The organism is Kordiimonas sp. SCSIO 12610, assembly GCF_024398015.1.
In the GTDB taxonomy this organism is placed as follows: Bacteria; Pseudomonadota; Alphaproteobacteria; order Sphingomonadales; family Kordiimonadaceae; genus CANLMI01.
In genome coordinates this window covers 1923394-1948472 of the sequence record NZ_CP073747.1, presented here as the reverse complement: position 1 = coordinate 1948472, position 25079 = coordinate 1923394, and the positions used below count along the sequence as shown (strand labels likewise).

The 25079-nt window shown below is 45.1% G+C and carries 36 protein-coding genes and 1 tRNA gene; 7 read left to right on the top strand and 30 right to left on the bottom strand.

What is annotated here, in order from left to right:
* Positions 1–102 precede the first annotated feature (102 nt).
* The 5 genes from KFF44_RS09055 (at position 103) to KFF44_RS09035 (ending at position 7690) form a co-directional block, all read left to right on the top strand.
* Positions 103–3123, top strand: a complete 3021-nt coding sequence (locus KFF44_RS09055; protein WP_255933457.1) for a TonB-dependent siderophore receptor — start codon at positions 103–105, stop codon at positions 3121–3123.
* Positions 3124–3364: 241 nt separating this feature from the next.
* Complete coding sequence (locus KFF44_RS09050; protein ID WP_255933454.1) at positions 3365–4591, top strand: M14 family metallopeptidase; 1227 nt, start codon at positions 3365–3367, stop codon at positions 4589–4591.
* On the top strand, positions 4581–6164 hold the full coding sequence (locus tag KFF44_RS09045) for an amidohydrolase family protein (RefSeq protein ID WP_255933452.1): 1584 nt from the start codon (positions 4581–4583) through the stop codon (positions 6162–6164). Before KFF44_RS09050 ends, KFF44_RS09045 begins: the two co-directional genes overlap by 11 nt.
* A gap of 271 nt (positions 6165–6435) precedes the next feature.
* On the top strand, positions 6436–7020 hold the full coding sequence (locus KFF44_RS09040) for a type III secretion system chaperone (protein ID WP_255933451.1): 585 nt from the start codon (positions 6436–6438) through the stop codon (positions 7018–7020).
* Between the two features lie 232 nt (positions 7021–7252).
* On the top strand, positions 7253–7690 hold the full coding sequence (locus tag KFF44_RS09035; protein WP_255933450.1) for a hypothetical protein: 438 nt from the start codon (positions 7253–7255) through the stop codon (positions 7688–7690).
* On the opposite strand, the gene KFF44_RS09030 is transcribed toward KFF44_RS09035, so the two are convergent.
* From KFF44_RS09030 to KFF44_RS08890, 29 genes are all read right to left on the bottom strand, one after another.
* Positions 7687–7932 carry a hypothetical protein gene (locus tag KFF44_RS09030; RefSeq protein WP_255933449.1) on the bottom strand — a complete coding sequence of 82 codons (246 nt, stop codon included), beginning with the start codon at positions 7930–7932 and terminating at the stop codon, positions 7687–7689. The two genes, KFF44_RS09035 and KFF44_RS09030, sit on opposite strands and share 4 nt — an antisense overlap.
* Before the next feature lie 287 nt (positions 7933–8219).
* On the bottom strand, positions 8220–8519 hold the full coding sequence (locus KFF44_RS09025) for a hypothetical protein (protein WP_255933448.1): 300 nt from the start codon (positions 8517–8519) through the stop codon (positions 8220–8222).
* Positions 8503–8661 carry a hypothetical protein gene (locus KFF44_RS09020; protein ID WP_255933447.1) on the bottom strand — a complete coding sequence of 53 codons (159 nt, stop codon included), beginning with the start codon at positions 8659–8661 and terminating at the stop codon, positions 8503–8505. Before KFF44_RS09020 ends, KFF44_RS09025 begins: the two co-directional genes overlap by 17 nt.
* Positions 8662–8675: 14 nt before the next feature.
* Positions 8676–9098 (bottom strand): hypothetical protein, encoded by a 423-nt coding sequence (locus tag KFF44_RS09015; RefSeq protein WP_255933446.1) that lies wholly within the window; start codon positions 9096–9098, stop codon positions 8676–8678.
* Positions 9095–9310 carry a hypothetical protein gene (locus KFF44_RS09010; RefSeq protein WP_255933445.1) on the bottom strand — a complete coding sequence of 72 codons (216 nt, stop codon included), beginning with the start codon at positions 9308–9310 and terminating at the stop codon, positions 9095–9097. The genes KFF44_RS09015 and KFF44_RS09010 overlap by 4 nt, the downstream gene beginning before the upstream one ends.
* An 11-nt stretch (positions 9311–9321) precedes the next feature.
* On the bottom strand, positions 9322–9498 hold the full coding sequence (locus KFF44_RS09005; protein ID WP_255933444.1) for a hypothetical protein: 177 nt from the start codon (positions 9496–9498) through the stop codon (positions 9322–9324).
* Positions 9498–9935 (bottom strand): cell wall hydrolase, encoded by a 438-nt coding sequence (locus tag KFF44_RS09000; RefSeq protein WP_255933443.1) that lies wholly within the window; start codon positions 9933–9935, stop codon positions 9498–9500. Before KFF44_RS09000 ends, KFF44_RS09005 begins: the two co-directional genes overlap by 1 nt.
* A gap of 61 nt (positions 9936–9996) precedes the next feature.
* On the bottom strand, positions 9997–10188 hold the full coding sequence (locus tag KFF44_RS08995; RefSeq protein ID WP_255933442.1) for a hypothetical protein: 192 nt from the start codon (positions 10186–10188) through the stop codon (positions 9997–9999).
* A 1-nt stretch (position 10189) separates the two neighbouring features.
* Positions 10190–10549 (bottom strand): hypothetical protein, encoded by a 360-nt coding sequence (locus KFF44_RS08990; RefSeq protein WP_255933441.1) that lies wholly within the window; start codon positions 10547–10549, stop codon positions 10190–10192.
* A 4-nt stretch (positions 10550–10553) separates the two neighbouring features.
* Complete coding sequence (locus tag KFF44_RS08985) at positions 10554–13325, bottom strand: PKD domain-containing protein (RefSeq protein WP_255933440.1); 2772 nt, start codon at positions 13323–13325, stop codon at positions 10554–10556.
* Position 13326: 1 nt separating this feature from the next.
* Positions 13327–13929, bottom strand: a complete 603-nt coding sequence (locus tag KFF44_RS08980; RefSeq protein WP_255933439.1) for a hypothetical protein — start codon at positions 13927–13929, stop codon at positions 13327–13329.
* Positions 13929–14315 carry a hypothetical protein gene (locus KFF44_RS08975; RefSeq protein ID WP_255933438.1) on the bottom strand — a complete coding sequence of 129 codons (387 nt, stop codon included), beginning with the start codon at positions 14313–14315 and terminating at the stop codon, positions 13929–13931. Before KFF44_RS08975 ends, KFF44_RS08980 begins: the two co-directional genes overlap by 1 nt.
* A complete protein-coding gene (locus KFF44_RS08970) occupies positions 14297–14494 on the bottom strand; it encodes a hypothetical protein (RefSeq protein WP_255933437.1) in 198 nt (65 codons plus the stop codon). Before KFF44_RS08970 ends, KFF44_RS08975 begins: the two co-directional genes overlap by 19 nt.
* Positions 14495–14593: 99 nt before the next feature.
* Entirely contained in the window at positions 14594–14914 is a 321-nt protein-coding gene (locus tag KFF44_RS08965) for a hypothetical protein (RefSeq protein WP_255933436.1), read from the bottom strand.
* 9 nt (positions 14915–14923) lie between these two features.
* Positions 14924–15868: a hypothetical protein gene (locus KFF44_RS08960; protein ID WP_255933435.1), complete on the bottom strand. Its 945-nt coding sequence runs from the start codon at positions 15866–15868 to the stop codon at positions 14924–14926.
* 37 nt (positions 15869–15905) lie between these two features.
* Positions 15906–16034, bottom strand: coding sequence for a hypothetical protein (locus KFF44_RS08955; protein ID WP_255933434.1), 129 nt, complete (start codon positions 16032–16034; stop codon positions 15906–15908).
* A 209-nt stretch (positions 16035–16243) separates the two neighbouring features.
* Entirely contained in the window at positions 16244–16945 is a 702-nt protein-coding gene (locus tag KFF44_RS08950; protein WP_255933433.1) for a hypothetical protein, read from the bottom strand.
* Positions 16945–17511 (bottom strand): hypothetical protein, encoded by a 567-nt coding sequence (locus KFF44_RS08945; protein ID WP_255933431.1) that lies wholly within the window; start codon positions 17509–17511, stop codon positions 16945–16947. Before KFF44_RS08945 ends, KFF44_RS08950 begins: the two co-directional genes overlap by 1 nt.
* The gene (locus KFF44_RS08940; RefSeq protein ID WP_255933430.1) at positions 17489–17809 is read right to left on the bottom strand and encodes a hypothetical protein; all 321 of its coding nucleotides are present in this window, start codon (positions 17807–17809) and stop codon (positions 17489–17491) included. Before KFF44_RS08940 ends, KFF44_RS08945 begins: the two co-directional genes overlap by 23 nt.
* A 3-nt stretch (positions 17810–17812) precedes the next feature.
* Positions 17813–17965, bottom strand: a complete 153-nt coding sequence (locus KFF44_RS08935) for a hypothetical protein (RefSeq protein ID WP_255933429.1) — start codon at positions 17963–17965, stop codon at positions 17813–17815.
* A gap of 20 nt (positions 17966–17985) precedes the next feature.
* The gene (locus tag KFF44_RS08930; RefSeq protein WP_255933427.1) at positions 17986–19290 is read right to left on the bottom strand and encodes a hypothetical protein; all 1305 of its coding nucleotides are present in this window, start codon (positions 19288–19290) and stop codon (positions 17986–17988) included.
* Positions 19287–19496 (bottom strand): hypothetical protein, encoded by a 210-nt coding sequence (locus KFF44_RS08925; RefSeq protein WP_255933425.1) that lies wholly within the window; start codon positions 19494–19496, stop codon positions 19287–19289. The genes KFF44_RS08930 and KFF44_RS08925 overlap by 4 nt, the downstream gene beginning before the upstream one ends.
* Positions 19496–19768, bottom strand: coding sequence for a hypothetical protein (locus tag KFF44_RS08920; protein WP_255933424.1), 273 nt, complete (start codon positions 19766–19768; stop codon positions 19496–19498). Before KFF44_RS08920 ends, KFF44_RS08925 begins: the two co-directional genes overlap by 1 nt.
* Positions 19769–19776: 8 nt before the next feature.
* The gene (locus tag KFF44_RS08915; RefSeq protein WP_255933423.1) at positions 19777–20148 is read right to left on the bottom strand and encodes a DUF736 family protein; all 372 of its coding nucleotides are present in this window, start codon (positions 20146–20148) and stop codon (positions 19777–19779) included.
* Positions 20149–20166: 18 nt separating this feature from the next.
* Positions 20167–20643 carry a hypothetical protein gene (locus tag KFF44_RS08910; protein WP_255933422.1) on the bottom strand — a complete coding sequence of 159 codons (477 nt, stop codon included), beginning with the start codon at positions 20641–20643 and terminating at the stop codon, positions 20167–20169.
* Complete coding sequence (locus KFF44_RS08905; RefSeq protein ID WP_255933421.1) at positions 20640–21368, bottom strand: DNA cytosine methyltransferase; 729 nt, start codon at positions 21366–21368, stop codon at positions 20640–20642. The genes KFF44_RS08910 and KFF44_RS08905 overlap by 4 nt, the downstream gene beginning before the upstream one ends.
* On the bottom strand, positions 21365–21694 hold the full coding sequence (locus KFF44_RS08900) for a helix-turn-helix transcriptional regulator (RefSeq protein WP_255933420.1): 330 nt from the start codon (positions 21692–21694) through the stop codon (positions 21365–21367). Before KFF44_RS08900 ends, KFF44_RS08905 begins: the two co-directional genes overlap by 4 nt.
* A 217-nt stretch (positions 21695–21911) precedes the next feature.
* Positions 21912–21986 (bottom strand) — tRNA-Met (locus KFF44_RS08895).
* A gap of 30 nt (positions 21987–22016) precedes the next feature.
* On the bottom strand, positions 22017–22394 hold the full coding sequence (locus tag KFF44_RS08890; protein WP_255933419.1) for a hypothetical protein: 378 nt from the start codon (positions 22392–22394) through the stop codon (positions 22017–22019).
* A 237-nt stretch (positions 22395–22631) separates the two neighbouring features.
* Between KFF44_RS08890 and KFF44_RS08885 the strand changes: the two genes are divergently transcribed.
* Together KFF44_RS08885 and KFF44_RS08880 are read left to right on the top strand one after the other, a co-directional pair.
* On the top strand, positions 22632–23024 hold the full coding sequence (locus KFF44_RS08885) for a hypothetical protein (protein WP_255933418.1): 393 nt from the start codon (positions 22632–22634) through the stop codon (positions 23022–23024).
* 94 nt (positions 23025–23118) lie between these two features.
* On the top strand, positions 23119–24648 hold the full coding sequence (locus tag KFF44_RS08880; protein ID WP_255933417.1) for an AMP-binding protein: 1530 nt from the start codon (positions 23119–23121) through the stop codon (positions 24646–24648).
* Positions 24649–24728: 80 nt separating this feature from the next.
* On the opposite strand, the gene KFF44_RS08875 is transcribed toward KFF44_RS08880, so the two are convergent.
* Positions 24729–25025 (bottom strand): hypothetical protein, encoded by a 297-nt coding sequence (locus KFF44_RS08875; RefSeq protein ID WP_255933416.1) that lies wholly within the window; start codon positions 25023–25025, stop codon positions 24729–24731.
* Between the last annotated feature and the right edge of the window lie 54 nt (positions 25026–25079).

Sequence of the window (25079 nt, the reverse complement as noted above, 5' to 3'; positions counted from 1 at the left end):
CGTGCATATTACAAGCATATTACAGTTATGTGAAATCGGAGGACCAGATTCGATTGAATATAGCCCGTTTAGTATCATTGACGCATAGGGAGGGAATTCGTCATGCGCCAAAATTTTTTATATAAACTTGCACTACTGTCTAGTGTTTGCTTTGCACCGCAATATGCGTATGCGCAAACAGCTGACCAAAATTCTGACGATGAACCTATTGAAGAGATTCAGATCATTGGTTCACAAATTAAAGGCGCGAATGTCGCTGATACACTTCCTGTCTCCGTTGTTAATTCAGAAGATATCAATCTTACTGGTGCAACAACTGGTGATGAACTATTCCGCTCAATCCCACAAATCGGTTTTGTAGCATTTAACGAAACAAATGTCGGTGCTGGTGTAAACGCTGCCCGCGGTGATGTTAGTTCAATCAACTTACGTGGCATCGGTACGGGTAATACGTTGACGCTCCTTAATGGTCGTCGTCTCGTTCTTCACCCTGGTTTCCAAACAGAGAACTTGGTTCCTGTTGTGTCTGTAAACACGAACACAATCCCAACATTTGGTCTGGAGCGGGTTGAAGTCCTGCGCGATGGTGCTGCTGCGATTTACGGTGCAGACGCTGTTGCCGGTGTGGTTAACAACGTATTGCGTGACGATTTTGAAGGTTTGTCAGCGCGTGTCCGTTATGGTTTTGCTGAAAACACTGGCCGTGATGAGATTACGGCAAACATCAGTGCTGGAACGGATTTCAATGAAGGAAGAAGCCACATTAGCTTCTTTGCGTCATACCATCACCGTGATGCGGTTGAGGCATCTGAGTTGCCGTTTTCTGCGTCCTCTGATCGTCGTCCTTTCCTAGTGGGCACACCATTTGAAGGTGATACCCAGTTCAGAAATTCTTCAATTAACTCACCGTTTGGTCGGTTCCGTGCTGATATCCGTATCGACGAGCTAGGCGATGATGATTTCCATATTCAACCTGCGTCCGGCGATTTCCTTGCGACTTGTCTTCTTGATCGTGGTGACGGCGTTTGTATTGATAATGGCACTTCACTTGAGGACCCTCTACGGTTTGATTTTGATGCACGTAGAACGCTTAGCACAGAGCGTGACCGTGTTAACACCTTTGCATACTTAACGCATGAACTTGATGATGGTTCAGAACTATACTCTGAATTAGCATACTATTATGCTGAAGCAGCGGGTAACGGATCCCAGGGTCTGGTCCTAACATCACAGCGTTTCAACATTTCAAATACTGCGTTCTTTAACCCGTTTGGCGCGACAACGCTTCCAGACGGATCACCGAACCCTAACCGTATTCAGGGCCTAACCAATGTGCCTGACGAGGGTGTGAATATTGAAGTTCGTAACTTCCGCCCTGTAGAGCTTGGCCCACGCTTCACCACAGTGACAGACGAAAGCTTCCGTGCTTTGCTTGGTTACCGTGGTAATTGGGGCGAGTGGGACTTTGATACTGCTGTTCTTTACTCAGAAGCAACAACAGAAGACTTAACAAACGATCGTATTTCCTTGACGTTGTTCCAACAGGCGATTGAGCGCACTGACGCAACAGCATTTAACCCGTTTGCTGGTGGTAGCTTAACTGACCTTGAAGGGGTGGGGACGTTTACACCAAATGATCCTGCAACGCTCGATTCATTCCGTATTGATGTACGCCGTGACAATAAATCAACATTGTTCCTTGCTGACTTCAAACTCTCGAACGCAAATGTCTTTGAACTACCTGCTGGTAGTGTCGGCTTTGCGACAGGTGTTGAAGCACGTCGTGAAGGGTTTGAAGATGATCGTGATGATCGCTTGGATGGAACAATTACGTTTACTGATATTGTAACAGGCCAACTTGTTTCCGATAGTGATGTTCTTGGCTCCAGCCCAACGCCTGATACATCAGGTAGCCGCTGGGTTGGTTCAGCATTTGCCGAGTTTGCTGTTCCTGTAGTAAGCCCTGAAATGGATATCCCGCTTGTTCAAAGTTTGGATCTTCAGATTGCAGGTCGCTATGAAAACTTCGAATTCTCTGGCGATACATTCCGTCCGAAAGTGGCTGCATCATGGGTTGTGAATGATGACTTGTTATTCCGCGGTGCATGGTCACTTGGTTTCCGGGCACCAAACCTCGTCCAAATCTTTGATACAGGCATTCGCCGTGTTAACACACGTGAAGATTTGGTGATTTGTCAGGCGCAGGTTGATGCCGGTGATTTGGCTGATCTTGGCGATTGCCCAGGCCAAGGTGTTGAAAGTGTTCGCTCTGGTAGTGCTGATCTTGAGAATGAAGATACAACACAGTGGAATGCGGGTGTCGTTCTTACACCAACATTTGCGCCAGGTTTGACCATTACCGCTGATTATTGGCGTGTTGAACAGCGCGGCGTTGTTGGTATCTTTGGAGACCAGAACCAGATTGCGCTTGACCTTCTTCTACGCCAACAAGGTAGCTTTAACCCGAATGTTGTTCGTGAAGCTGATGTTGATCCTGACTTAGCGGCTGTATTTGCGGCGAGTGGCCTTGCACCAGCAGGCGATATCATTGAAGTTCGCGACCCTTATCAAAACCTAAGCGATCGTACGATTGAAGGTCTTGATTTTGCGGTGCTTTATGACTTTGACACAGATATTGGCCAGTGGTCCTTCAAGTTCAATGCGGCTCATCTCTTAAGCTTTGAACAAGATGCGGATGCACAAGGTCAGCTATTACTTGACGCAAATATCCCAGGTGTTGAAGTTGCGGGTATCGGTGACTTGCTTGAGCAAAACGGCCGTCCGCAATGGCGTTTCACATCAGGCTTGAACTGGCGCAACGATAACTGGGGAGCAGGGCTCTTCGGTCAATATGTCGGTGGCTTTGACGATACAAGTGCTGATATCACAGTTGACGGCGAGCGTATTTTCTTCCGTGTTGATGATGTCTTCACACTGAATGGTAATATTAGCTATGAATTCAACGACGCTGATGGACTGTTAGAAGGAACACGTATCCAGTTTGGTGTGAACAATATCTTTGATACAGATCCACCACTAGCAGATGAGAACTTTGGCTTCTTTGGCTCTTTACATTCTGCTGTTGGTCGTTTCTTCTTCTTCGACATATCTAAGAATTTCTAAGCAATAGAATAAAGACATATATTTCAGGGAACGGCGATAAACCGTTCCCTGAAATTCAAGAACAAAAATATAAATCTGATTTCAATATGCTATTCGGATTTATCATCAATAGTTAAACACTATTTATCCATCTTAATATTCCGCATTTTTGTTAAATGGTAAGTATTTAAATTGCCGTAGAATATTAAAGTCAGATACTGTGTTATGTAATAACAAGTTCAATTCCTTATGGAGCTATTCTATGTTTAAAGAAAAGAAACTCGCATTTTTTTCTCTAATCCTGCCGCTTCTTGCGAGCCTAAGCGGTGCACAAGCTGTTGCCGTCGAAGAAAATGTTTGCGCTAGCTCCAATGTGACATTGAGCGCTGATTTCCCATTGGGAGCAATGGCGTCCTGTGAGGTGAAAGCGAACAATGCGTTTACGGTTTTTATTAGCCCTGAGGATAAACCGATAAACCCAAGTCCGTGGTATGCGTTTCGAGTTTCCGAACATGATGCAAAAGTTACTGTAAAAATCCACTATACCCACAGCAAACATAGATACTGGCCAAAAATTAGCTTTGACGCCCAAAACTGGTCACGATTGGACGAAAAGTACTTCACCAAACTAGAAGATAATTTGGTGGAAATTGCGCTTCCTGCCAATGACCGTCCCGTTTTTATCGCTGCACAAGAGCTAGTTAGCAATGGCTCCTATGAAGTTTGGGGCGATGCGCTGGCTCTTAAGCCAGGTATTACCAAAAGTTGGATAGGAAATTCGGTTGAAGGCCGCGATATTTTTAAATTAGAGAGCTTACAGAGCAAAGTTACCAGCAAAAACCAGCCATATGTATTTTTGGTTGGCAGACAACACCCGCCAGAGGTAACAGGCGCTTTGGCAATGAAGCCATTTATAGAAACGATTTTAGCGGATACAGAGCTAGCAACCAAATTTCGTGATACATTTAACCTTATAATGGTTCCTAACCTAAACCCTGATGGTGTAAACGACGGCCACTGGCGTCACAATAAACGCGGCAAGGATTTAAACCGTGACTGGGGACCGTTTGAACACGTTGAAACTCAATTAATGAAATCAGAGTTGGATGCTTTTAACGACGCTGACAATCAAACCGGTAAGTCGCTCTGGTTCTTCCTTGATTTTCATTCAACCGCTCGAAATTTGCTTTATACGCAGCTCGACAAAGACGAGCTCTTTATGAAGGGCTTTACGCATAATTGGTTAACATCAACGGAAAAACGCGCTAAAAAATATACGTTTACGCGTGAGGGTAGGGAAAATTCAGACCTCCCAACCTCTAAAAACTATGTCTACACCCGCTTTGGTATTCCAGCAATTACCTATGAAGTTGGCGATGAAACTGACCGCGGCGCGATTGTAGAGGGCGCAGTTATCTTTGCTGAAGAAATGATGAAGGAACTGTTGGCGCGATACAAAACTGAAATAAAGGCGCCACATGATGAATAGTCGTATCTGGAAATCAATATGCATCACTCTTAGCCTATGTTTGCTAGCCGCATGTGAAGCAAGGCAAGAAACCGGCGATCAGGTAACTGTAGACTATTTGCTTATGAGTGGGATGGTATACACGGGAGCCAAGGAAGAAGGGCGTATTCTCGATATCGGTGTTAAAGATGATGAAATCGTTTTTATCGGAAACGCCGATAGCCAAGAGATTTCAGCCAACGAAGTTATTGATGTGTCTGGTATGATTGTAAGCCCGGGGTTTATTGATATTCATACACATGCCCTTGAAGAACTTCCTGAAAATGGCCCCGTCAGTCACGATAGTTATTTGTTCCAGGGAATTTCGACCATATTCAGCGGGAACGATGGGCGTGGCCCATGGAAAGTACAGGATACCTTTGCTTCGTTAGAGGCGAGGGGTATGGGGACTAATTTGGCGATTTTGGTTGGCCACGGCGCGATACGCCGTGCGGTGATGGGCGATGACGACCGCGCGCCAAAAGATGCTGAATTGGCCGCGATGAAGGCAATGATTAAGCAAGCTATGGAAGAGGGGGCTTTGGGCCTGTCGACAGGTTTGTATTATGCGCCAGGTTCGTTTGCAGAAACCGATGAGGTGATTGAACTTGCGAAAGTTGCGGCAAATTATGGTGGTATTTATGAGAGCCATATTCGGGACGAAAGTACATATTCCATCGGCCTTTTAGGGGCAGTTAAAGAAACCCTGAAGATCGGTAGAGAAGCAAATATTCCAATTCATTTTGCACATATTAAAGCGCTTGGTGTAGATGTTTGGAGGCAAAGCAAGGACGTTGTAGCGATGATTGAGAAAGCCCAAAACGAAGGGCTAACGGTCACTGCGGACCAATATCCGTGGAAGGCATCTGGAACCCGGGTTAGTAATGCACTCGTTCCGCGATGGGCAATGGCTGGCGGCAATGAAGAGCTTTTTAAGCGGCTTAAAGATCCTGAGTTGATTGGTCAGATTAAGAGTGAAATGTCTGAGAACCTGCGCAAGCGTGGGGGCGGAACCGCCATATTGTTAACCGGCGGTTTGGAGAAATGGAAAGGTCAAACACTCGCTGAATACGCCAGTATTCTGAGTTTAGATGAAATCGATACAGCTATCGAGATCGTCCTAGAAGGCGACGCTGGCATTGCATCCTTCAATATGACCGACGAGGACCTTGAAAGATTTATGACCCAGCCATGGGTGATGACTGGCTCTGACGGTGGTGACGGGCATCCAAGAAAATATGCGTCATTCCCACAAAAGTATCAGACCTATGTTAAGGAAAAGCAAGTTATATCGCTGACAGATTTTATTCATCGTAGTACCGGATTAACCGCAGATACGTTTGGTATTAAAGGCAGGGGGTATATTCGGGAAGGGTATAAAGCCGATATATTGGTTTTTGATCCTAATACCTTCAAACCAAAGGCGAATTATGAAAACCCTCACGTTCTTTCAGAAGGGGTGATTCACTTGTTTGTTAACGGCAATCCAACCATTAAGGACTCAATTTTGACAACAGACGGATTTTCAGGCGTAGGAATTGCTAAATTAAAATGAGGAAGTCTATATAAGTCTTTGGTATAATTTAGACCAGCCATCTAACAGCTCGTATAAATAAGCATACGGGCTGTTTTCTATTGTCATTCACTTGGGTGATTTATCCCAGAAACGCTATGAAACCCTACAGGTCACGAAGTTTTGCGCCCCTAAAACTTGCATATGGTCAAAGGGATTGCTTATGGTTGTGTTAAGTAGTCTTATGAAAGTATCCAGACCAGTTTGCTTTCGTTTATTTTTGCTACAAATTTCAGGCGTATAGGGTTTTATCATGTTGGTGTTTTTTCGCGGTCTCTTTCTGGTTTTATGCATTAGTTTAATTGTTTCGATTTCCGCCATTGCACAAGAAAAAGCCCCCGATGAAGGGGAGGAAAGCGAAGAAACCAAACCAACACAACCAAAGATGACGGTTGATATTCTCGCCAAAATTATCATGCAAATCGACGATAAGGCGGTTCGAAACAATAATTCCTGGCAGTTTACAGTAGCTGAACGTCAAATTGTTCTTGTTTCTGATCCTAATGCAGACCGAATGCGCGTTATGAGCCCGGTAGCCCGTGCAGATGCGATTTCGCCTGAGTTACATAAGCGCATGTTACAAGCAAATTTTGATGCCGTTCTTGATGCCAGGTATGCAATTGCTCAGGATTTAGTCTGGAGCGTATTCATCCATCCTTTGAGTAAACTTGATCAGGAGCAATTACTGTCCGGTATTTCTCAGGTAATCACCGCAACATTAACATTTGGAACCACATTCTCATCAGGCGCTGCGGTTTATGGTGGTGGTGATACAAATGGTATTATTCAAAAGCAAATATTGGACGAACTGAAAGAGAAATCTAAAACACGCGTCTAAAAGGGGGGCTGTGATAGAAACCGGAATTTTGTGATAATTATTTGCGTGTATTAACAAGTGTACATGTATTATCATAAAGCGTATAATTTATATTATGGGAAATTTTATCACTAATAGACTTCGCCAGTTCCTGCATAGATTTACGTGTGTTTTCAAAACCTTCAATAGATACTCATTAACTTCTTCTTAAGTCGTCCATGCTTATGAAGCAAATACGGTATGGGGTGTATTTATGAACCAGAAGTTTAGTTTCGATAAGAATTCAAGATTAGTTGCAAATGAAATTCCAGAGGAAGCTGCGCAGTATGCAAGCCAGCTTTTTGCAGAAATTTCAGAAGAATTGGCAATAATTGCGCATAGAAAAAAGACTGAAAAGGCATTTTCTGTTGCAGATATAACACATACTCGGCACGTCGATTTACTCATTGCAATGATGATTGACGAAGAAAAGACGCTTGATCAAGCCATAACCGAGTTGCAACGCTTCGATGTTACCGAGCAAAATATTCGTTTTTTGTGGAAATATGTAGGCGCTCGTGTCCGCAAGAGCAAACAGAAGGAAAAGATCAAAGCCGCGAAACGGATGCATGATCGTGGAAAAGATACCAAGTTTATATCAAAGCGCCTTGGAATAACCAGACGCACTGCACAGCGCTATTTAAGTAATTAATACCAGAGCCATTTACCTGTAATCTTCTTATATTTAAGTGAATGTGAAATACTGATCCCACAACTGAAAAGCCAAACAGCACAAAATATACCTACGATAAATGTGCTTCCGTTGAAGTCTATGGCCCTCTGGAAAAACATAGTTAAAATAACAGTTGCCCAGAAAAAAGAAACACCCCACATCCTTGCTTTCCATTTCTCTTCGATAGCATCTTTGCTTTCTGTTTCGGTTTCATGGTTCATTTTTCAGCCTCTTAGTTTATATTTATATACATATAATTGTATATCCAGAATGCAGCCCATAGATCAAGCCAGTTTTTGGCCCGTGTCCCGGGATACATTATGGCCCTAGGATCTAAGCGCTTAAAGGTCCATGCACCGGCTCGTGACTTGGTCCTTCTAGCCGGTCACTTTTCTGCCCGATCATCGATCGCTAATTTGGTCCGGCATTCCAGGCAAATTATTGACATGAAAAAGCCGCCCAAAAATGAGCGACTTTATAATTTCCCATAAAAAGGATTATTCGGATGTTATGTGACGGCTTTGGTGATCAACAGCGTACCGCCTGCCACTAACAGGAATACAAGTATCGTATTGATCTGCACCCCTCGCCCAAACGCATTGCTTGCACTCGCGTTTGCGGCTATCCCGGCGTTAATATCAGCAATACCAGCCAAAACACTTGGATCAGGATTAAAGGACACTGGCGCACTTGCCACACGATCAGGAAAGAATTCAGCATTGAAATCATTAAAGATCGCGTCTAGGTCAACACCCGTTCCACCTGTGCCGCCTGATTGCGGCCTGAATACATTAACTTTCAGTGCCATTGTCTTTCTCTTTATCGGAATCGCTTACCACTGTTTCCGGTGGTGCTTCAGGTGACTGCTTTGGTAAGCGCGGTCCCCGCTTTTCCGTTCGTGCCTGCCTTGGATCACGCTTACCTGTTTTCGCTTTATTCGGGGTTCTCATAGACTATCCCCGCATCAATCAGGGTTAATGACGTCTGGGACCGCTCCAGAAGCAGGATTGATAATCTTTTGTATGGCATTAAACACATTGTTTCCAAGCTCAACACCAAGCGTCTTTTGCAGTTCGGCACGAGTAGTAAAAGCCTGAAATGCCCGGCTATCGGTGGCATTATATTTAATGTCCAAAACCCCCTCTTGATTTACGTTCCAATCCAGATCAACAAGGGCCTGCTCCTTTCCGTCAACCATTGTCGCGCCGCATATTTCATAAGCGCCATTGACGTTTTCACAGAACTCATAATTCACAGCGACAAGCCCCGCCTGATTTTGCGGATCATCGACATTTGCGAGATAACCACCCAGAATATCGACATTAGGCCCACAGGCCGTTAAAAACATGAGTGCAAGCACTCCAATTACTGATTTAACATAGGTCATTTTTCATCCTCCATTTCCTTGCGAACTCGCTTTTCGGTTTCGATGTTGCTAACACGGTCATCGACCTGCTCGACCCTTGCAGATACATCTTTCATAGCCTGTTTGATGTCCTGTAGTTCGCCGTGTAACATCCAAGCGATCAAGACAATCAGGCCAGCTAACCCGCCTGAATTTTTAGCCATCTTCATGATTTCAGTTTGCATAGTGTTCATTGCCCCAATCCCTACTTCTTGAGAAAACGCTGATAGACAAACAGACTTCCACCAGCCAGAAGCGCTAATGTGAGCGGATTAATGCCCGAATTCTGGCCCGTTACGCTCTCGATAGCATCGTCAGCCTGAACAGATAAAAACGAACCAATTGCGGCACCCGCGACAAGCGGTAATAAAAAAGCAGGCATTATTCTATCCCCGTATAAAATATGTGGTTTCCAATGATTGCAGACACCGTGGCATTAGGGCTGTTACGCACCCATGACGGCAGGGCAATGTTTCTAGCGTGATAATGATCGGCACCATTTGTCAGGTCGGGCAATTTCCCATCGACCGCCTGCGTTGCCAAAGCAACAGCTATTCTAAACTCTGGGTCATCATCCGTGACATTCAGAAGTAACTCTCTGTTCGGGTCGCCTTCATCCACAAATGGTGTGCTAGGGTCGTCTTTGTTGAATGCAGAAAACTGTCGGGGCCGTGTTGATACTTCCGCAAGTGAATTCCCGAAACGACCCTCTGTTTCAGCACGATTTTGCATTACGTTGATGACTGCGTGCATACCAGCCGCGCCCTCACCTCGTGCTTCACCCCATGCAATTCGAGCCGCCCATTCAATATTTTTCATTCTTCCTAATCCTCTCGATAGCAAAACCACGCCCACAAGCGCGATTGCTGTTAGTGCTAATTTACGCATCTTCCGGCATGACCATCAGGTCACTTACTGGCTGTGGTGCGCCGCCATTTTCACGCATAACGGTGTTGCCGTTATTCTCGCGGCTCCATGTAAATTCAGTTTGGATGCCGCTATCTTCCATAATCAAACGGGCAGTTCCGCTACCGTCTTTTTGAATACGGCCTTCTGATAAAATCACTGGCATTTTAAAGTTCCTCGTAGGTGATAGAGACGTTCCAATTGTTGCTGTTGGCTCTGCCAATCAAACCATGCCCAGGGGGAATGAAAATATTTTGACGGCTAACTTTGAAACCTCCGTCAGCGCCTCCGAGTGTGCCGCCCGGTGTTCCGCAAAAAAGAATGCCGTTTTCATAGTCACTTTCGGTTTGACGGATTAAGGATGGCCCCACGGAGCTAAAGTCCAATGTGTTGATTAAAATACCGTTTGCGTTTGTTACAGGGTCAAAGATCACAACATCTTCGACTTGGTTTCCCCTGTAAAAATAGCTTTGTGAACCAATCTGATTGAACGCGCCTGCGCTTCCGCTTCCTACTGGCATAACCATTATATTACGCTCCTATTGTGCCAGCGTTAAAGCCGTCTGGCCTTGCTGTGCTTGAATACAGTTCGAGTTTGTTGATTGTGCCTTTGAACGAGCGACCGCCATCATTCTCTTGACGCCCGATATAGACGTTATCAGCACCCGCACCGCTTGGCATTTGCCCAACATCCGTTGCGATAGACTGCGTATGTGTATCATCAACGGTAATGGTCAAGGTGCCTGCATCACCACCCCAAACTGCAACGATCTTATGAGGCTGGCCATCAAACAGATTGATACCATCAGCCGCCATTGCTGAACCGCTTGTCGTAACGCTCTTGAAGCTGGTGCCATCATGGACACCAAAAACAACACGGCTAAAATTAAGCGTCATTTGATAACGATTAGCTGCAAATAGTGGGTATGAGGTTCCGGTTTCAATGACACCGCTTGCTGCTGTCGCGCCGCGTTCAGGCGTAAATTCCATTTCCAAATAGAGGCCACGGAAACCATAGAGGCGCTCATCATTTCCGAGATCAATGCCTTGTGCATGGGTTCCATCAAACGTGATGCCTGTAATTGGGTTGCTGCCCACTTGACGGCCAGCGTCAGCAACAAACAGATCACTGTTTGAAAGAACTTGTGGGCTAACAACTGTTAAAGGGTGAGAATGAGTATCCATCACGCCGTCTTTTGTAACTGTCAGCGTGATTGTATAGGTTCCGCTATCTGCGTAGCTGTGTGAGCCTTGGAATAGGTTTTCATTCGGTGAACCATCACCCCAATCAATCGAGAATACCGCGTCACTTTCTGGGACAACGCCGTTTTGATCACGGGTATATTGAGCGTCAATTGTTACATCTAAACCTGTTGCGCCTGTACCTTGATCAACCGCTAGCAAGGCAACCAAGCCGCCAGCGTTATAGTTATGGCCCCACCCTACCGGATTAGCACCAGTTGACAGCAAACCATCAGGACGCGGCAAGAAATCCTTGAACGTGGAAGTCGCGCCCGTATTTCCTGAGAATATAAGCTTGTTAATATAATCGTCAGCACCAACATCAATGCGCTGTGCTTCAATGTTGCCAGTCAATACGGTGCCAACGTTGTTGCCGCCTGCATCTTCAATGATTGAGTAACCAAGGTTGTCAGTGATCACACAATTAATGTTATCATCATCAACGCGAATGCCCGTATTGTCTGGACCATAGAGCGGTGAAATCACCGTGTTACGTCTCACAGTACAATCTGTTGCCTGACCAAGCGTAATACTGTCTGCGTCACGGGTATAGATCAAATTATCTTCGACCAAGAACCGTACATTTCGCGAACCTTGTGCATTGTCGCCAGTAAAGAAGAAACCACCAAGCGGGAAGTTTTCTTCAAGGTCTTGCAGGCAGATATTACCGCGAATGATTACATCTTCATTATTGATCGGTGAACCAACGGTAAAGAACTGGATTAAACCCGCGTGAATTTCTACATTCGTCGGGTCTGTAATGAACTGGCCAAACACATTATCGATAATTTCAACATCTTGAACGTTTGCGAAAATCAACCCGTCATGACGGACATTACCAATATAGTTCTCGTTTACTCGGTGCCCTGAACCGCGTGTGAACTGCGCACCACCATTAACATGATGGATATTACCTTTTAAGAGTTTACCGCGATTACAGTCGATAAAATCAATGGCGTCATAGCGATTGTTATATGCATCGGCTTCATTGCCTGAAATCTCATAATATTCGAGCGTGATATCATCGCAGTTCTGGAATGTTGCCATTTCATCAACCCGGCTTTCACCTGCACGAATGCTATCAGTGATCTTGATGTTTTCGAACTTGACATTATCAACGCCGTTAAAGCGCAAACGGGCAAATTCAATATCAGCGCCGAAAGCACCACGAATAGTAACAGGGCTTGCGAAGCTATGGCCTGCCTCTTGCCAGTCGCCATAATTACCCGCTGCTAGCTCGATAATCTCGCCGCCTGCTGCCGCGTCAAACGCCGCTATAAGCTCCGCTGTGTTGGTTACAGTGCTTGTTGCTGATATTACTGGCTGCTGGTACGCCTCACGGCCATATAAGGCGCTCTGTGCTACTGGTTGCGCTTCTGGTTCGGGTTCAGGATTGCTTACAGGCTGATTTCCCGCGCCGCCTGCTGGCGCGCTGCTAAAAGCCTGTGAAAAATTCTGCTCATCAATCTTGATTTCGAGTTCTGCGGAACCAGCCGGGCGAACAGCCCAAAGGGAAGCCGTGTTGTTATCCGTGAAAATACCCGGCAAATACGGAATGCCATCATCAAACGTGATTTGATCATCAGGACCAAAAACAATCGTTGTATTGTCAACCTGAATAGTCGCGCTTTGGCGGGTTAAATCTTCAGCTAGGATTTCAACAGGCACAGCACCGACAAGCACCTTGCGCGTCGCGCTTCTGATTGATGGATTGGTTGACTGAACGCGCCCATCAATACGAACCTCGCCTTGCTCACTGGAATTATCGAACTTAGCACCAGCGGTACAGGTTAGAAATTCAAAAACGGCATCGACTGTGCCTGTATTTCTGATCTTGTAGCTGGTAAATGGGATACCGTCTGTGACAGAGATTTTATAGCCAACGAACAATCTGGAATACACACCCGTAACCTGATTATCACGTCCGTATGTAATTTGACCTTCAGCACCGTTAGTCATGCTTATGCATGAAATCTCTACAGCCTCCAAAGACCTGACGCGGGTTTCCTCACCCGCTGCCAATGTAACTTTGAATGTTCGGATACTTGGAAAATCTACCATTTTAATTTTTCCTAAAAATAGCGATTGCGACAAGGCCTGTCATGACCACGCCGACAATGATTTTTGTATTTTCTGATTGAAGTTCAGCTAGACCGCCGACAGTGCTTTGAAAGGCGCTTTCAAGGTTTTCTTGCCCCGCTTCAATTTGAAGCTCGGCAACTCTTAAGGCGAATTCTTTTTGCTCTTCTGCGTTCTCGCCAATTGTGGTGGTGAGTAGCTGGAAGCTTTCCAGATTATCTTCATTTAGCTCACGAATAGCGTTTGTCGTGGTGTTTAATGCGCCTGTCACCACCCGCTCATTCACACGTAAAGCGTCCGTCACAACACTTTCACTAGTTCTCAGCGCCTCACCAATAACCCGCTCATTGCTTTCAATGGCTTGATTACCAAAATTAAACGCTCGCTCTACAACTTCACCGTCTAAGCGCTCAACAATAACATCACCCTCTGTAATGATATTATTATCACCTAGTTCAATGCTGTTATCACTGTCATCAGTGACATCAAATTCCGTTGACGTGTTGAAGCTATCCGTGAATTGATTGACATCGCGGTCATCAATGCTAGTCGGGTTATTTTCCTGTGTATTTTGGGTACGGCCCATCAGATATTCCAACTCACTTTTATTTCCGCCTGGACTAATTTTGACATTGCTTTTGCAAGCCCTACGCGGTTCGTAATGAATGAGGCCTTCTTAGCCCCGAAAGCGCTGCCAAATTCTTCAACAACAGGCAGGCAACGCTCTAATATTTTCATGTTCGAAAGCCCGGCCCCTGCCAAAACAAAGACCTCTCTATCCGTTTCATCACTTCCAAATATTTGAAGAAGAATTTCAGCAATGGTTTCGCCCTCATTATTTGAAACTGAAAAGAATGCGGCCTTGCCTTCGCTCATTTGTCGCTTGCAGGCCCCAACGTCGATATGCTGCCCCTCATTCGCAATAAACTGGCTTGTAAACTCTGTAAGCCGATCTATCTTGACGTGATCCACAACACGACCCCGACAGCGATTGCACCAGCAGCAACCAGCGCAATTTGATTAACTGGGCTTGCCCCGCCAATGATGATATCGCCGTTGTCGAAGGGTGAAACAAACTGAGTGTCCGAGCGGATCGGACCGCCCGAAGCACCAAAAGCCAAATCACCACCGACAAAAGGAAAGCTGGACATTGATTACCCTTTCAAAACTTTGAATAAAACGTAACCAATGCCGCCCAATACAATGATACGGCCTAGACCTAGATCAGTTGGATTGAACGGGTTCATTGCTTACTTCCTCACCAACAGGACAAGTGCGACAACACCAACGGCAATCAGGCCCGGCACAATAAGGCTTTCAGCATTAAAACCGCTTGATGATGGTTGCGGTGCTGGTGCCTGCGTTTGGGCATTGGCATTAGTGACCTGCCCCGGCCCTAAGATGTCATTACGAACATCCAGAATTTCCTCGAATATTTCGAGGTTCAACAGTTGACCGCCAAGCTGTGCAGCGGTCCCGACTGTTGTTGTGAATGCATCGCCGATAACATCAAAGAAACCGGGAGAAGTTGTTGTCGTATTGATTGTTGAAGATGTTGGATTAGTAATCACTTCACCCTCCTATCGTGCTACAATTCGACGTGCCTGTGCTTTCTGATAGGCTTCAGCAACACGCGCGAAATTTGTTTCGCTTTGTGGTCGCTTCAGTTCTTCAATCAACAACGTGCAATCATCCGTATTGGTTGTTGTGATTTCGAACTTGAATTCGTCATTAGGGTTCACACCCCATGCATCGCCAGCCGCGCCTGAGAAGGCTTCAGGCACCAAGTGCCAGCTATTAGGCTGCGGATTATAGGAACCACCTTCAAACGACTTCAGGCGACGATTTACGGCGCGTAGATTTTCGAAATCATAGCGAAGCTCGTTATTGATGTAGAATTTCAGCTTACTGATATTCGCACCAATCAAGTGGAAACCACGAACGACTTGAGCATCAGAATTGTAGGTGAAAGTGTTTTGACCTACCTGATCAATTGGAACATTCAAGTTTTTGAATTTACGCAATTGACGGGTAATGGCCAATGCACCATTTTCACGGCCCCCAGCCACAAATGCATCAGCAGTTTGCTGGCGAATTTCGCGGCGATCCAGATCAATACGGTAAGTCGGGCCTACAGCCGCGTCACTGAAATGCAAGCGTAGATGCATAATAGGCTGTGCACCAAGAATAAGCGAATTGCTTTCTTGCCCAATCAGTGTTTTGCGGTTCTTCTGAAGGAAGCGCCATACCAATTCACCATCTACAACATCTTCATCATAGAAGCGATCAAGATACTGAAGATCAGCAACGCTGATTTCAGCGAAAACGCTATAATTCACCAGCAATTCAACCTTTTCGATCATGTTAAGCTGGTTGGCAAGCGTCATGATGTTAACGCCTGTTTTCAGGTCGACGGTGATACCGTCAAGCTGTTCCATAATAGACTGTGGAAGCTCAGACGTTGAAGTCTGGCCGGGTAAAATAGTATCCGGTCCATTTGGGTTTTTAATGAAATTTTTTGTCATGTTTATGCCCTCTCACTATTAGGGTTGAAAGAGTGGCTTAAACGTCAAAGCCTCGGCGAGCGTCACCGATAAGCGGCAAGTCACGGCCCTGATACATAACAAAACCCGCTACCATCACACCAATGGCGACAAAAGCGACTTGCTTAATTACTGTTGCTGGTTTCATGTTCGCAATCCTTCTTTTTTTGCGTCAAAAAATAAACGATCAAGGATGCAACCACGGTTGTTATTACTGAATTCCACTTTATCACCGCATCGCCTCATTTCTCGCGTCTCTGGGTAAAAAAGGGACAAAACTACCCAGAAAACGCAAACAAAAACCCGACTTTGAAAAATCGGGTTTCTAATAGGTTCACAAGTTCGTGATATGTATTTTTAAGCCTTTTTTATCGGTGGATTTTTGTAAATCCAAGGCTCAGGTTTTCCATCCTCTAATACAATGGCATGATGTTTTTTTAGCGTTTTCATCATTTCAGCAGCCTGTTTATTTTTCAAAGCACTCGTAATAAAGCTAGGCCCTTCTGCCCCAAGCGGAAACAGGTACACAATTGAACAATTGCGTCTAAAGTCTGGCTTAACAGTTGTTGGAAACTGTGTTGCGCCTATTATGCGAACACCATAATGCCTGCCACGGCGTATGATATCCCCAAACGGGTGATCGGCTGGCGTGTTATGAGCATAAACAGCATCAATTTCATCTACTACAAACGTTAGCCACGGTTCGCCTTTTTTCCAGTTCTCACGCAATTTGATAATCGCATAGCATAGCGCAACAAAACTTTCCTGCTTTGCTTTCATATGAGGCACAACAGCGAGTTTATAACCAAGGCCACTATCTTTGATCTGAGAAAATGCAGTTTCACAGTCTAATATATCAATAGCTTGAATTTCACCCTTATCGGCGTTTCGTTTGCCGATGTCTTCCATACTATCCCAGACTATTAGATTTTTACTGTCTGCAATCATACGCCGGATCATGGTTGTTTTGCCGCCACCAGTGCCGCCAAAGGCTGCGATGTGCGGCGCTGTGTCTGGATCAGGTAATGAAAACTTGGTTGTTGGTCTAATAGTATCCATTACTCAATCCCCTCGCCTTCCTCAGCGTCTTTTACAGGCTGTGCAACAGGTGGCGCGTTTTTATCATCCACATATTGTTTTTTCTGTTTGATCGTTTGCATGATCGCCATTGTTCCCTGCATTTTCATAATAGAAAACAGAGCTAGTGATCCAAGGTTACTGGCGAGTGCCGCCTGCGGTGATCTAAGCCATGCCAGCCACTCGTATTCATGGCTTAAATCTTCAAGTGATCGCATAGCGTCAATCATTACATCGCGCTGATCAGGTGCCGTTAGAAGTGGCGCACAATCACTAATAGGCAATTGACCGATTTGGGATATCATATGAGCGCCCATCATCCAGATATCTTCACCGTAAAATTTAGCGAATTTATCACCGGATAATTCACCAGATTGCCTATTAGAGATTTCAGGTGATCCTTGCGCGAAATTATCAGTGTTTCCATCACCCGCCGTATTGTCATTTGCAGGGGCTTCTATTACAGGCGTTCTTTCCGCAATAACTGCCTTCAGCGGCGCGAATGTTTCAGCAAATTCGTTGATTTCAACCCCAGTGGAAGAGTTCATCGCTTTCATCCTCTTCTTTAGTGTTTTCGTTTGCGGGTTCCTGAACTGGCTTTGGTGCTTCTGTCGGTTCAGGTGTTGGAAGCTGCACAGCATCATCATCTGTCTTTTCTACACCTGCCAGAAACTTTGCAGTTTCGCTTTTATGATAAAAATGCTTCGCACCACAGGACGAGCAGTTGTAATAGATCGCCCCTGTTTTTGCGACTAACAGCGTGACGGTTTGAGAGCAATCTGTATTCAGACTACCCTTGCAAACTCGCTCACCAACTGCCTTGCCTGTCATTGGATGAGTAGCCATTGATTATTTACCCTCCAAAGCATCAACACGTTTCTTTAATTTCGTGTTTTCAGCTTTCAAGAAATCAATCTCTTTATGCAGCGTGGTATGGTCAGCTTCGTTAGCCCCGCCCTCACCTTCGACCTTGCGTAGTGTTTTCAGTGTTTTTCTAGTCATTTTGTGCTCACTTTCATTCGTCAGACCACATATTCAGGATATGGGTCGAAATGTTCATGGGCCGAGTAGGTTTCAGGTGGTGGGTTTTGGTAATCTTCAACACCTTCGCAAAGGACAGTTGTCGTTAAAGTGTCCTTGATAGAATTTCGACGTTCTGCCGTTGCTCGAAGCCCTGCCATGCGTTGTTCTACCCATGGATTAGCGGCCAGAAGCGCCTCAAACGTGCCTGTGAAGTCCTTCACGATCAAACACGGCTCAAACGTCTCATTGAATACAGGCGACGGACTGGTGATGCCTAAAATCAAGTTTCCTGCATCGCCTGTTGATGGTGGTGTCTCTCTTTCGGTTTCTTTTCGCTCACGAGCCTTAATCAAGCGCCATTCGCCTGCGCCCCTGCTCTCGATCTTGCGAAGCTTCAAGCCATCCGCTTTCAGGCCTGATCTGAATGTTTTGAGTTCCCCCATGGGGATATGAAAGCGCAAGCCCTTGGTCGCCTGAAATAAAGCGCCTAGCTGCTCATCCGTCAGCTTTTGGAACTCTTGAGGCTTAAAAACATATTTCACGACCTCTTTTGCGTTTCTAATAGCACTGTCATGCAAATAATTGCGGGGCGCGAATAGCTTTACATCATCTATTAGCCTGCCCCATTTCTGGCGACCTAGCTTCTTAGTTGCCTTCACAAGCACATGAGCATGAAGATTTAGATATGGCCTGCCATCTTTCCATTTGATTGTGTTTTCAATGGCAGAATACACAAAGCTAATCCCCGCGCTTTGCAAGGTTATGCTGCTATTCATTTTGGATATTTTGCGGGTAAACTTTTTATGTTCTGCATTATATTCATGTAGTGGCACCCAGCCCCACGAAAGCACCCACATGCGCGTTTGTTTTGCCGAGCATGTATCAAGCCAATACTGAACGCATTTCATCATATCATGCGTGTTGCCGCTCTGTACCGACGGTAAAATGTTACAGTTTCTATAAGCTGATTTTTCAATATGCGCTTCGCTCAATAATCCTATTAGCGTATGAGTGCCAATACGAGCGCGAATTCCGATATTCTCCAAGCGATCTGCAATAACTTCGGTTTGTCGCTCTAATAGAGCGCGTTCTTTTTCTGCCTTTTCAAATTCCAGCTTAGATAGCTTGCGGCCTGTATTGGCGTCTTCAAGTTCAACATGGGTCATTGTTTTCGGGCGGCTGATGGTGTTGCTTTTAACTTTGATAGTTCGGATGTCACCAACAGGATTACGGGCGGCACTCGCTCTTGCAAGTACCGCCTGCGCAGCCTGTATTTCTTCAAAGGTTGGTGTATCGGTTCTCATAGTTGCTCGAAAACCTCACCATTAGATTTGTAGATCGTTGTATGCCCTGTTTGCTGGTTCACTGAATGGCTATAGTGAACAACGGGTAAAGGCTTCATATCCTCTACCCAATCTTTGCGCTGGTGGCAGGCGCGAACGTGATTTCGAAAACCACGCTCACGGAATGCACGTTTGAACATAGGGCATTTATGGAGTGACATGCCCATTAATTAGCACCTGAAACGATGATTTCATTAAAGTTTGCTAATAGAAACTCTCTAGCTTCTTTGGGTGATATATCACCCAGCGAAACTCCAAGCTCCAAACAGGCTCTTAATGCCATTGCTAAAGCGGAAACATCGGCGAGGCCGAATGATTCATCGTTTTCATCAGTGATGCTTGATATTACTCTGAAAGTCGCAACTTTCGCATCCTCTTCGTTGTAAACGGTTCCACAAAGCGGGACGGGTTCTATTTTGCTGTCATATATACTTTCCATGAAAGCACCTATGCCGCTTTGATGTGGCGAGCACTAGCAACCCAATCGGGCGCATCTTCTGCCCATTGTTCGTCATTCTCATCAGCAGGCCAGATTGACATTTGAAGATTGGGGTCATGAGCGGCAATGCTCATATAAAGGTTGTTGTTTTTGTCACGTTTCGTCCAAGCTTTGCCCGCATCAACGAAGTCGCCATATGAAGCACGTACAAGAACATCGTGAGACGGTTCATTACTGTTGATGTTACCGCCTTCTGGTACGAGCGGAACAAGCTGGAAAATAAGCTTATCGCGGCGGGTTTTTACTTCGCCTTCAAGGTAGTATTCAACTTCGCCTTGGCCGTTAGTCCGTTCTTTTTTGTAAAATGCTGCTTGAGCCATGATAATTTCCTTTATCGTTTATTGGTGGGTTGAAGCGGCTACCGCCGCCATTGTTTGTGGCGCACTAAAGTGCGCTGTTGGGCCTTTTTTATTTTGATGGGCAAGGGTTTTTTCTGACACCTCGCAACAAGAGGGGGCAAGGCTTGCGCCCCGCCCCTCTTGCCCACCAAACCCCGCTTGGAGGCCCATTTCCTCGCGGGGAAAACTGGATTTATTAGGGATGAAATTAACGGAACGTTCCTCGCGGCTGTAATGCTTGCGCTCGGTTCCGCAATCTTCGATTACAAGTGAGCGCAAATCATCTTGCTGCATCATCTGAAAGAATGTTTTCTTTACCTGTGATGGAACGATAGCAAGATAACCCCAATATTTCGGGGTACGCGGATCAATATACCAAATATTGTAAAAGTGACTGTTGCGAACAGGGAATGAGCCATGATTTATGCGCAAATCCTTGAACGCAACAGCAGGGGGGAATTCTCTCTTGAGGGTCATTCTGCTGCCCTCCTCATCGAATTCATATGGTCAAGAGCACATTCACCAATGGCTTGAGAATATACTGGCGGGATCGCCTCTGTGATTTCACGGCGGGTCATCCAGTCGATGCCCATTGCACGTTTCCAATCATCCAACGAGCCTTTACCAGCACCGGAACCACCGGAAACATAAACCGCTTGTGGTAAACCAGAATACGCGCCGGTAGACGGACCATTTTTGCGATCGAGGGCCGGACCATTTAAAGCCTGGCCAGACGGACCAAGGTTTGGGCCAGCCGCCGGCCGCACATTTGGCCCGACTAAAATATTGTCTGTTGGAAAGTTAACTTCAAAGATGCGGCGGCGCTCTAATGGCAACCCGAATTTTACACCATCAAGAATGATATCTGCTCTGATCGGGGCCTTTTGAACATTTTCAATAGCGTATAACGCGCCGCTATTTTCTAATAGCTCTCGCACTGGCTCAATCAAGTCTGGATGGTTTTCGCGGTTCCATTCTGGTGTTGCTACTGAAAAGCGCTGACATGGTGGGCTTGCCCAGATAAAATCAAACGCGCTAAGGTCAACCACCTTTATAACTTCCATTACATCACAAACGATTTGATGAAATGGGTAATTCTTAAAATACTTGATGTCACAACCTACAACATCAAAACCAGCATGGGATAATCCCATGGAAGCACCACCAGCGCCACAAAACAGATCGAGTGCGCGGGTTTTCATGACATCACCTCATTTTCCTGAGTGCGTGCCGCGATCTCGCAAGCGTGGGTGTAGCTGAAACCGTATAGAATACATAACTCTTTGAGCATCCAATACTTAGGATAAAGAGCCTTCCCGTATGTTGTGCGTCCTTCAAAACGCAATAGAGAAGTATGTGGAATACCTGTTAATTTTGAAACTTCAGTAAAGTTAAGCTTTTTGCGCTCTCTTAGCACCTTTAAAAGAAAATGAATGTTGCTGTCTAACTTAGCGACAAAATCATCATTCTTATCAATCAAATCTTGCTTGAGCTTAGTCATAGCTATCAATCCTGCTAAATCGCTCATTCGGACACCTCATATTCTGATGCGGGACAAGTTGCCCAATAATCATGATATGCAGCTAACAGATTGATCAAAATTACAACTGCAACAGTAAACCAGTAACGCTCACTAGACGAAAAATGGTTTTTGTCATTCCATTTGCGAGGGGAACCGCCCGTGGTTCCACCTCGCTGGGAGGTGGCGCTGTCAGGCTCATAAAAACCAGCGCCACAAGGGGAATTGGTAGCAGGGGCGGGACTTGCACCCGCGACCTCTTGGGTATGAACCAAGTGAGCTGCTGCTGCTCTACCCTGCACAAGAAACTTTGGTAATGATTTTGAGGTGCTCATGACTGCACCTCACATTTATCAACGATACTTTGGGCACGCATCACTGAAACTTCTTTTTCCAGCGCATCGTGTAGTTCTCTCTCGAACATGTTCTTTGCTCTATCTACGCAGAGCCTTTTGTAATTGGGTTCAACTACCTGTTTTAACGCGATGACGGCACTAGCACATACCATTGCGCTGCCCTTGACAATTCCATCAAAGGCTTCTTGCACAGACAAATCATTATACTTTGAAACATGCCCCACCTTGGCAAGTGCGGCACTATTGATCCGAAATGCTAGATCAATCATGATATCGTGATCATAATCACGCGCTGCCACATTCTCGCCATCACTTTGAATTTCGGATGAATTTGGTGTTTTGATTTCTGTCATTTTAAGTCCCCTATCGTGTCCCTGTCGAATGATTGGGGGTTAATGGCCATAACCCCCAATCAGGGACGTTCTTCTTTCGAATATTCTGCTTTCAGGTGGGCTCATTTGCGACAATGGAAACCAAGCCTAAAAACTGACGCTGATAACAAGCAATAATCAGTGACCACTAAGAAATAGTATTGGTTAGCTATTATTGTCAATTGGCTATAAACTGAGAGAGCGACGATGGAGAAAAAAATGCAAGACCTTGAATTTTACCTTGACAAAGCAAAATCTGAACTTGGCTTAACATCTGACAGACAACTTTCAAGCGAACTTAAAGTTACTGGAATTCTGGTGGGAAATTGGCGTCGTGGCATGTCTTTACCAACAGATGAAAATATGGTGGCATTAGCAAAACTTGCCAATGAACCTGTAGAGCTTGCATTGATGCATTTGAATTTCTGGAGATCGGCAAGACGCAATGAAACGACAGCGGCTTCTTTTTATAAAAAGCTGGTTCATATGGCCTCAGTTGCCGCATTAAGCCTTTGTTTTATTTTCGGTTTTATCCCTGCCGAAAATGCAGCACATGCCGCCGATTTCGCGACAGAAAACGAACGCCCTTTTTATATTATGGGAAATAATTAATATGATAATGTATGTCCCGATTGGTATTATATTGCTAAACAATAAACTTGTTTGCTAGCATTATTCTTATTGGTTCCATAACAATGAGAATGACATGCCAAATTACTTTTCTGGATCAAATTCCATCAACACCATTACATTTCATGAGCGTGCTCGTAAATTAGCACAGGCCCTAAAAGATGCTGGTGTTCAGGTTGATGGCTCGGTTGCTATACTTCTTCGTAATGATCCGTTTTATTTAACGATCATGGAGGCATGTCGTTATATTGGCGCGCGTTACGTGGTTTTAAACTGGCATCTGGCTGCCGACGAAATCTCTAGCATTCTAGAGGACTCTGGTGCTTCTGTTTTAATTGGTCATGATGATTTATTACCTAATGTTTCCAAGGCGTTAGATCCGAATTTAGCAGTCTTCACCAAGGAACCGACGGAAAGCATAAAAAATGCATATCCAATCGACGTCGGTAGCACGGATAAACACTTTAAGAATATTGAACAAGTCATTGAAAATACACAGTGTATTGACAGTGAACCACTACGTATGCGCGGGCTTTTTGCCTACACATCTGGCAGTACTGGAAAACCTAAGGGTATTAAACGGGCGTTGTCTGATGATCGGCCGGACACACACCTTATTTATAAGGCCCTCGCCAAGGATTTATTGAAACTGGAACCCGGTGATAAATTCTACGTGTCGGCACCTTTATACCATTCAGCCCCTAACGCTCTATCGGCCATGGCGGTTGCTGATGGAACCGTTGATATCCACATTGATCCCAAATTTGATGCTGAAGCATTTCTTCAGACGGTTGAACGCTTTAAAATCACTCATGCTTATGTCGTTCCGACAATGATGGTAAGGCTGCTAAAGTTACCGATGAGTGTGCGCGAAAAATATGACATTTCAACACTTAGATATACAGTTGGTACAGGCTCCCCTTGCCCAATTGATGTTAAGCAGCAAATGATTGATTGGATGGGCCCAATTTTTAACGAGTCATACGGTGCCAGTGAATTGGGCTTTATGACTTTAGTTAGTTCCGAGGAGGCAATTGCGAAACCAGGTTCGGTCGGTAAAATACTTCCGGGTGGTACGATTAAGATATTTGATGATGACAAAAATGAATTACCAAACGGTGACATTGGAACGATTTATATTCACCTGCCCATGTTCGGTACATTTGATTATACAAACAGCGAAGGCAGCCTCTCAAACAATCAGATTGGTCAGTTCACAACAGTTGGCGATATGGGATATCTGGATGATGATGGTTACCTTTATATATGTGACCGTAAGAAGGATATGATCATATCTGGTGGTGCCAATATTTTCCCTGCTGAAATAGAAGCTGAAATTCTAAAAATGCCAGAAGTTCATGATTGTGCGGTTTTTGGCGCCCCTGATCCGGAATTTGGTGAAAAAATAGTGGCTGCAGTCGAATTACTGTCGGGTGCAGAATTATCATTAGAGACAATGATTCAAAACCTTGAGGGCAAGATCGCCCGCTTCAAATTCCCTAGAATACTGGATATTCATTCAAGCTTGCCACGAGAAGATACGGGGAAAGTTTTTAAGGCCAAGCTGCGTGCGCCTTATTGGGAAAATCAGGCAAGTAATGTTTAGAAAAGAAAAGGCGTTAGCAATGAGAGTTTGGGGAGAGTATTGCTAACGCCAGATAGAATTAAGTGTGTAGAAGCTTATTTTTATGCTTTCACTTCTGTCTCAAACTCATCGATATCGCCGCCTTTGTTTACGTTACAATCGATGTATGCGTGTGGCTTTTTCGTTCCGTCTTGGAATTTCAAGATACGAACCTTGAATGTGTTACGCTTCTTTTTCGCGCGTAGAACTTTCATCTCGCCTTTGCCAAGTTCTTCTGAAACGCGTGCACTACATACTTCAACAGCGGCGTCTCTTGTTACTTTTGCAGCGAATGTTGCAGGTGCAAATGAAGTGATCAATACAGATGCGAGCAATATATTTTTTGTCAGGTTTCTCATGTGTCAAATCCTCGTGTTTAATCTACACCTGATATAGTGGACTACACAGTCCAT

What these genes read in the sequence shown, in the direction of transcription:
- KFF44_RS08875 (WP_255933416.1), bottom strand. Translation starts at nt 25,025, where the DNA reads ATGAGAAACCTGACAAAAAATATATTGCTCGCATCTGTATTGATCACT.
- KFF44_RS08985 (WP_255933440.1), bottom strand. Translation starts at nt 13,325, where the DNA reads ATGGTAGATTTTCCAAGTATCCGAACATTCAAAGTTACATTGGCAGCG.
- KFF44_RS08885 (WP_255933418.1), top strand. Translation starts at nt 22,632, where the DNA reads ATGCAAGACCTTGAATTTTACCTTGACAAAGCAAAATCTGAACTTGGC.
- KFF44_RS09005 (WP_255933444.1), bottom strand. Translation starts at nt 9,498, where the DNA reads ATGCCTGCTTTTTTATTACCGCTTGTCGCGGGTGCCGCAATTGGTTCG.
- KFF44_RS09030 (WP_255933449.1), bottom strand. Translation starts at nt 7,932, where the DNA reads ATGAACCATGAAACCGAAACAGAAAGCAAAGATGCTATCGAAGAGAAA.
- KFF44_RS09055 (WP_255933457.1), top strand. Translation starts at nt 103, where the DNA reads ATGCGCCAAAATTTTTTATATAAACTTGCACTACTGTCTAGTGTTTGC.
- KFF44_RS08880 (WP_255933417.1), top strand. Translation starts at nt 23,119, where the DNA reads ATGCCAAATTACTTTTCTGGATCAAATTCCATCAACACCATTACATTT.
- KFF44_RS09035 (WP_255933450.1), top strand. Translation starts at nt 7,253, where the DNA reads ATGAACCAGAAGTTTAGTTTCGATAAGAATTCAAGATTAGTTGCAAAT.
- KFF44_RS09020 (WP_255933447.1), bottom strand. Translation starts at nt 8,661, where the DNA reads ATGAGAACCCCGAATAAAGCGAAAACAGGTAAGCGTGATCCAAGGCAG.
- KFF44_RS08910 (WP_255933422.1), bottom strand. Translation starts at nt 20,643, where the DNA reads ATGACCCTCAAGAGAGAATTCCCCCCTGCTGTTGCGTTCAAGGATTTG.
- KFF44_RS08950 (WP_255933433.1), bottom strand. Translation starts at nt 16,945, where the DNA reads ATGGATACTATTAGACCAACAACCAAGTTTTCATTACCTGATCCAGAC.
- KFF44_RS08935 (WP_255933429.1), bottom strand. Translation starts at nt 17,965, where the DNA reads ATGACTAGAAAAACACTGAAAACACTACGCAAGGTCGAAGGTGAGGGC.
- KFF44_RS08990 (WP_255933441.1), bottom strand. Translation starts at nt 10,549, where the DNA reads ATGGTTATGCCAGTAGGAAGCGGAAGCGCAGGCGCGTTCAATCAGATT.
- KFF44_RS08980 (WP_255933439.1), bottom strand. Translation starts at nt 13,929, where the DNA reads ATGGGCCGTACCCAAAATACACAGGAAAATAACCCGACTAGCATTGAT.
- KFF44_RS08890 (WP_255933419.1), bottom strand. Translation starts at nt 22,394, where the DNA reads ATGACAGAAATCAAAACACCAAATTCATCCGAAATTCAAAGTGATGGC.
- KFF44_RS08930 (WP_255933427.1), bottom strand. Translation starts at nt 19,290, where the DNA reads ATGAGAACCGATACACCAACCTTTGAAGAAATACAGGCTGCGCAGGCG.
- KFF44_RS09045 (WP_255933452.1), top strand. Translation starts at nt 4,581, where the DNA reads ATGATGAATAGTCGTATCTGGAAATCAATATGCATCACTCTTAGCCTA.
- KFF44_RS08900 (WP_255933420.1), bottom strand. Translation starts at nt 21,694, where the DNA reads ATGAGCGATTTAGCAGGATTGATAGCTATGACTAAGCTCAAGCAAGAT.
- KFF44_RS09000 (WP_255933443.1), bottom strand. Translation starts at nt 9,935, where the DNA reads ATGAAAAATATTGAATGGGCGGCTCGAATTGCATGGGGTGAAGCACGA.
- KFF44_RS08995 (WP_255933442.1), bottom strand. Translation starts at nt 10,188, where the DNA reads ATGCCAGTGATTTTATCAGAAGGCCGTATTCAAAAAGACGGTAGCGGA.
- KFF44_RS08960 (WP_255933435.1), bottom strand. Translation starts at nt 15,868, where the DNA reads ATGACAAAAAATTTCATTAAAAACCCAAATGGACCGGATACTATTTTA.
- KFF44_RS09010 (WP_255933445.1), bottom strand. Translation starts at nt 9,310, where the DNA reads ATGAACACTATGCAAACTGAAATCATGAAGATGGCTAAAAATTCAGGC.
- KFF44_RS08905 (WP_255933421.1), bottom strand. Translation starts at nt 21,368, where the DNA reads ATGAAAACCCGCGCACTCGATCTGTTTTGTGGCGCTGGTGGTGCTTCC.
- KFF44_RS09040 (WP_255933451.1), top strand. Translation starts at nt 6,436, where the DNA reads ATGTTGGTGTTTTTTCGCGGTCTCTTTCTGGTTTTATGCATTAGTTTA.
- KFF44_RS08925 (WP_255933425.1), bottom strand. Translation starts at nt 19,496, where the DNA reads ATGGGCATGTCACTCCATAAATGCCCTATGTTCAAACGTGCATTCCGT.
- KFF44_RS08920 (WP_255933424.1), bottom strand. Translation starts at nt 19,768, where the DNA reads ATGGAAAGTATATATGACAGCAAAATAGAACCCGTCCCGCTTTGTGGA.
- KFF44_RS09025 (WP_255933448.1), bottom strand. Translation starts at nt 8,519, where the DNA reads ATGGCACTGAAAGTTAATGTATTCAGGCCGCAATCAGGCGGCACAGGT.
- KFF44_RS08970 (WP_255933437.1), bottom strand. Translation starts at nt 14,494, where the DNA reads ATGTCCAGCTTTCCTTTTGTCGGTGGTGATTTGGCTTTTGGTGCTTCG.
- KFF44_RS08915 (WP_255933423.1), bottom strand. Translation starts at nt 20,148, where the DNA reads ATGGCTCAAGCAGCATTTTACAAAAAAGAACGGACTAACGGCCAAGGC.
- KFF44_RS09015 (WP_255933446.1), bottom strand. Translation starts at nt 9,098, where the DNA reads ATGACCTATGTTAAATCAGTAATTGGAGTGCTTGCACTCATGTTTTTA.
- KFF44_RS08955 (WP_255933434.1), bottom strand. Translation starts at nt 16,034, where the DNA reads ATGAAACCAGCAACAGTAATTAAGCAAGTCGCTTTTGTCGCCATTGGT.
- KFF44_RS09050 (WP_255933454.1), top strand. Translation starts at nt 3,365, where the DNA reads ATGTTTAAAGAAAAGAAACTCGCATTTTTTTCTCTAATCCTGCCGCTT.
- KFF44_RS08945 (WP_255933431.1), bottom strand. Translation starts at nt 17,511, where the DNA reads ATGAACTCTTCCACTGGGGTTGAAATCAACGAATTTGCTGAAACATTC.
- KFF44_RS08940 (WP_255933430.1), bottom strand. Translation starts at nt 17,809, where the DNA reads ATGGCTACTCATCCAATGACAGGCAAGGCAGTTGGTGAGCGAGTTTGC.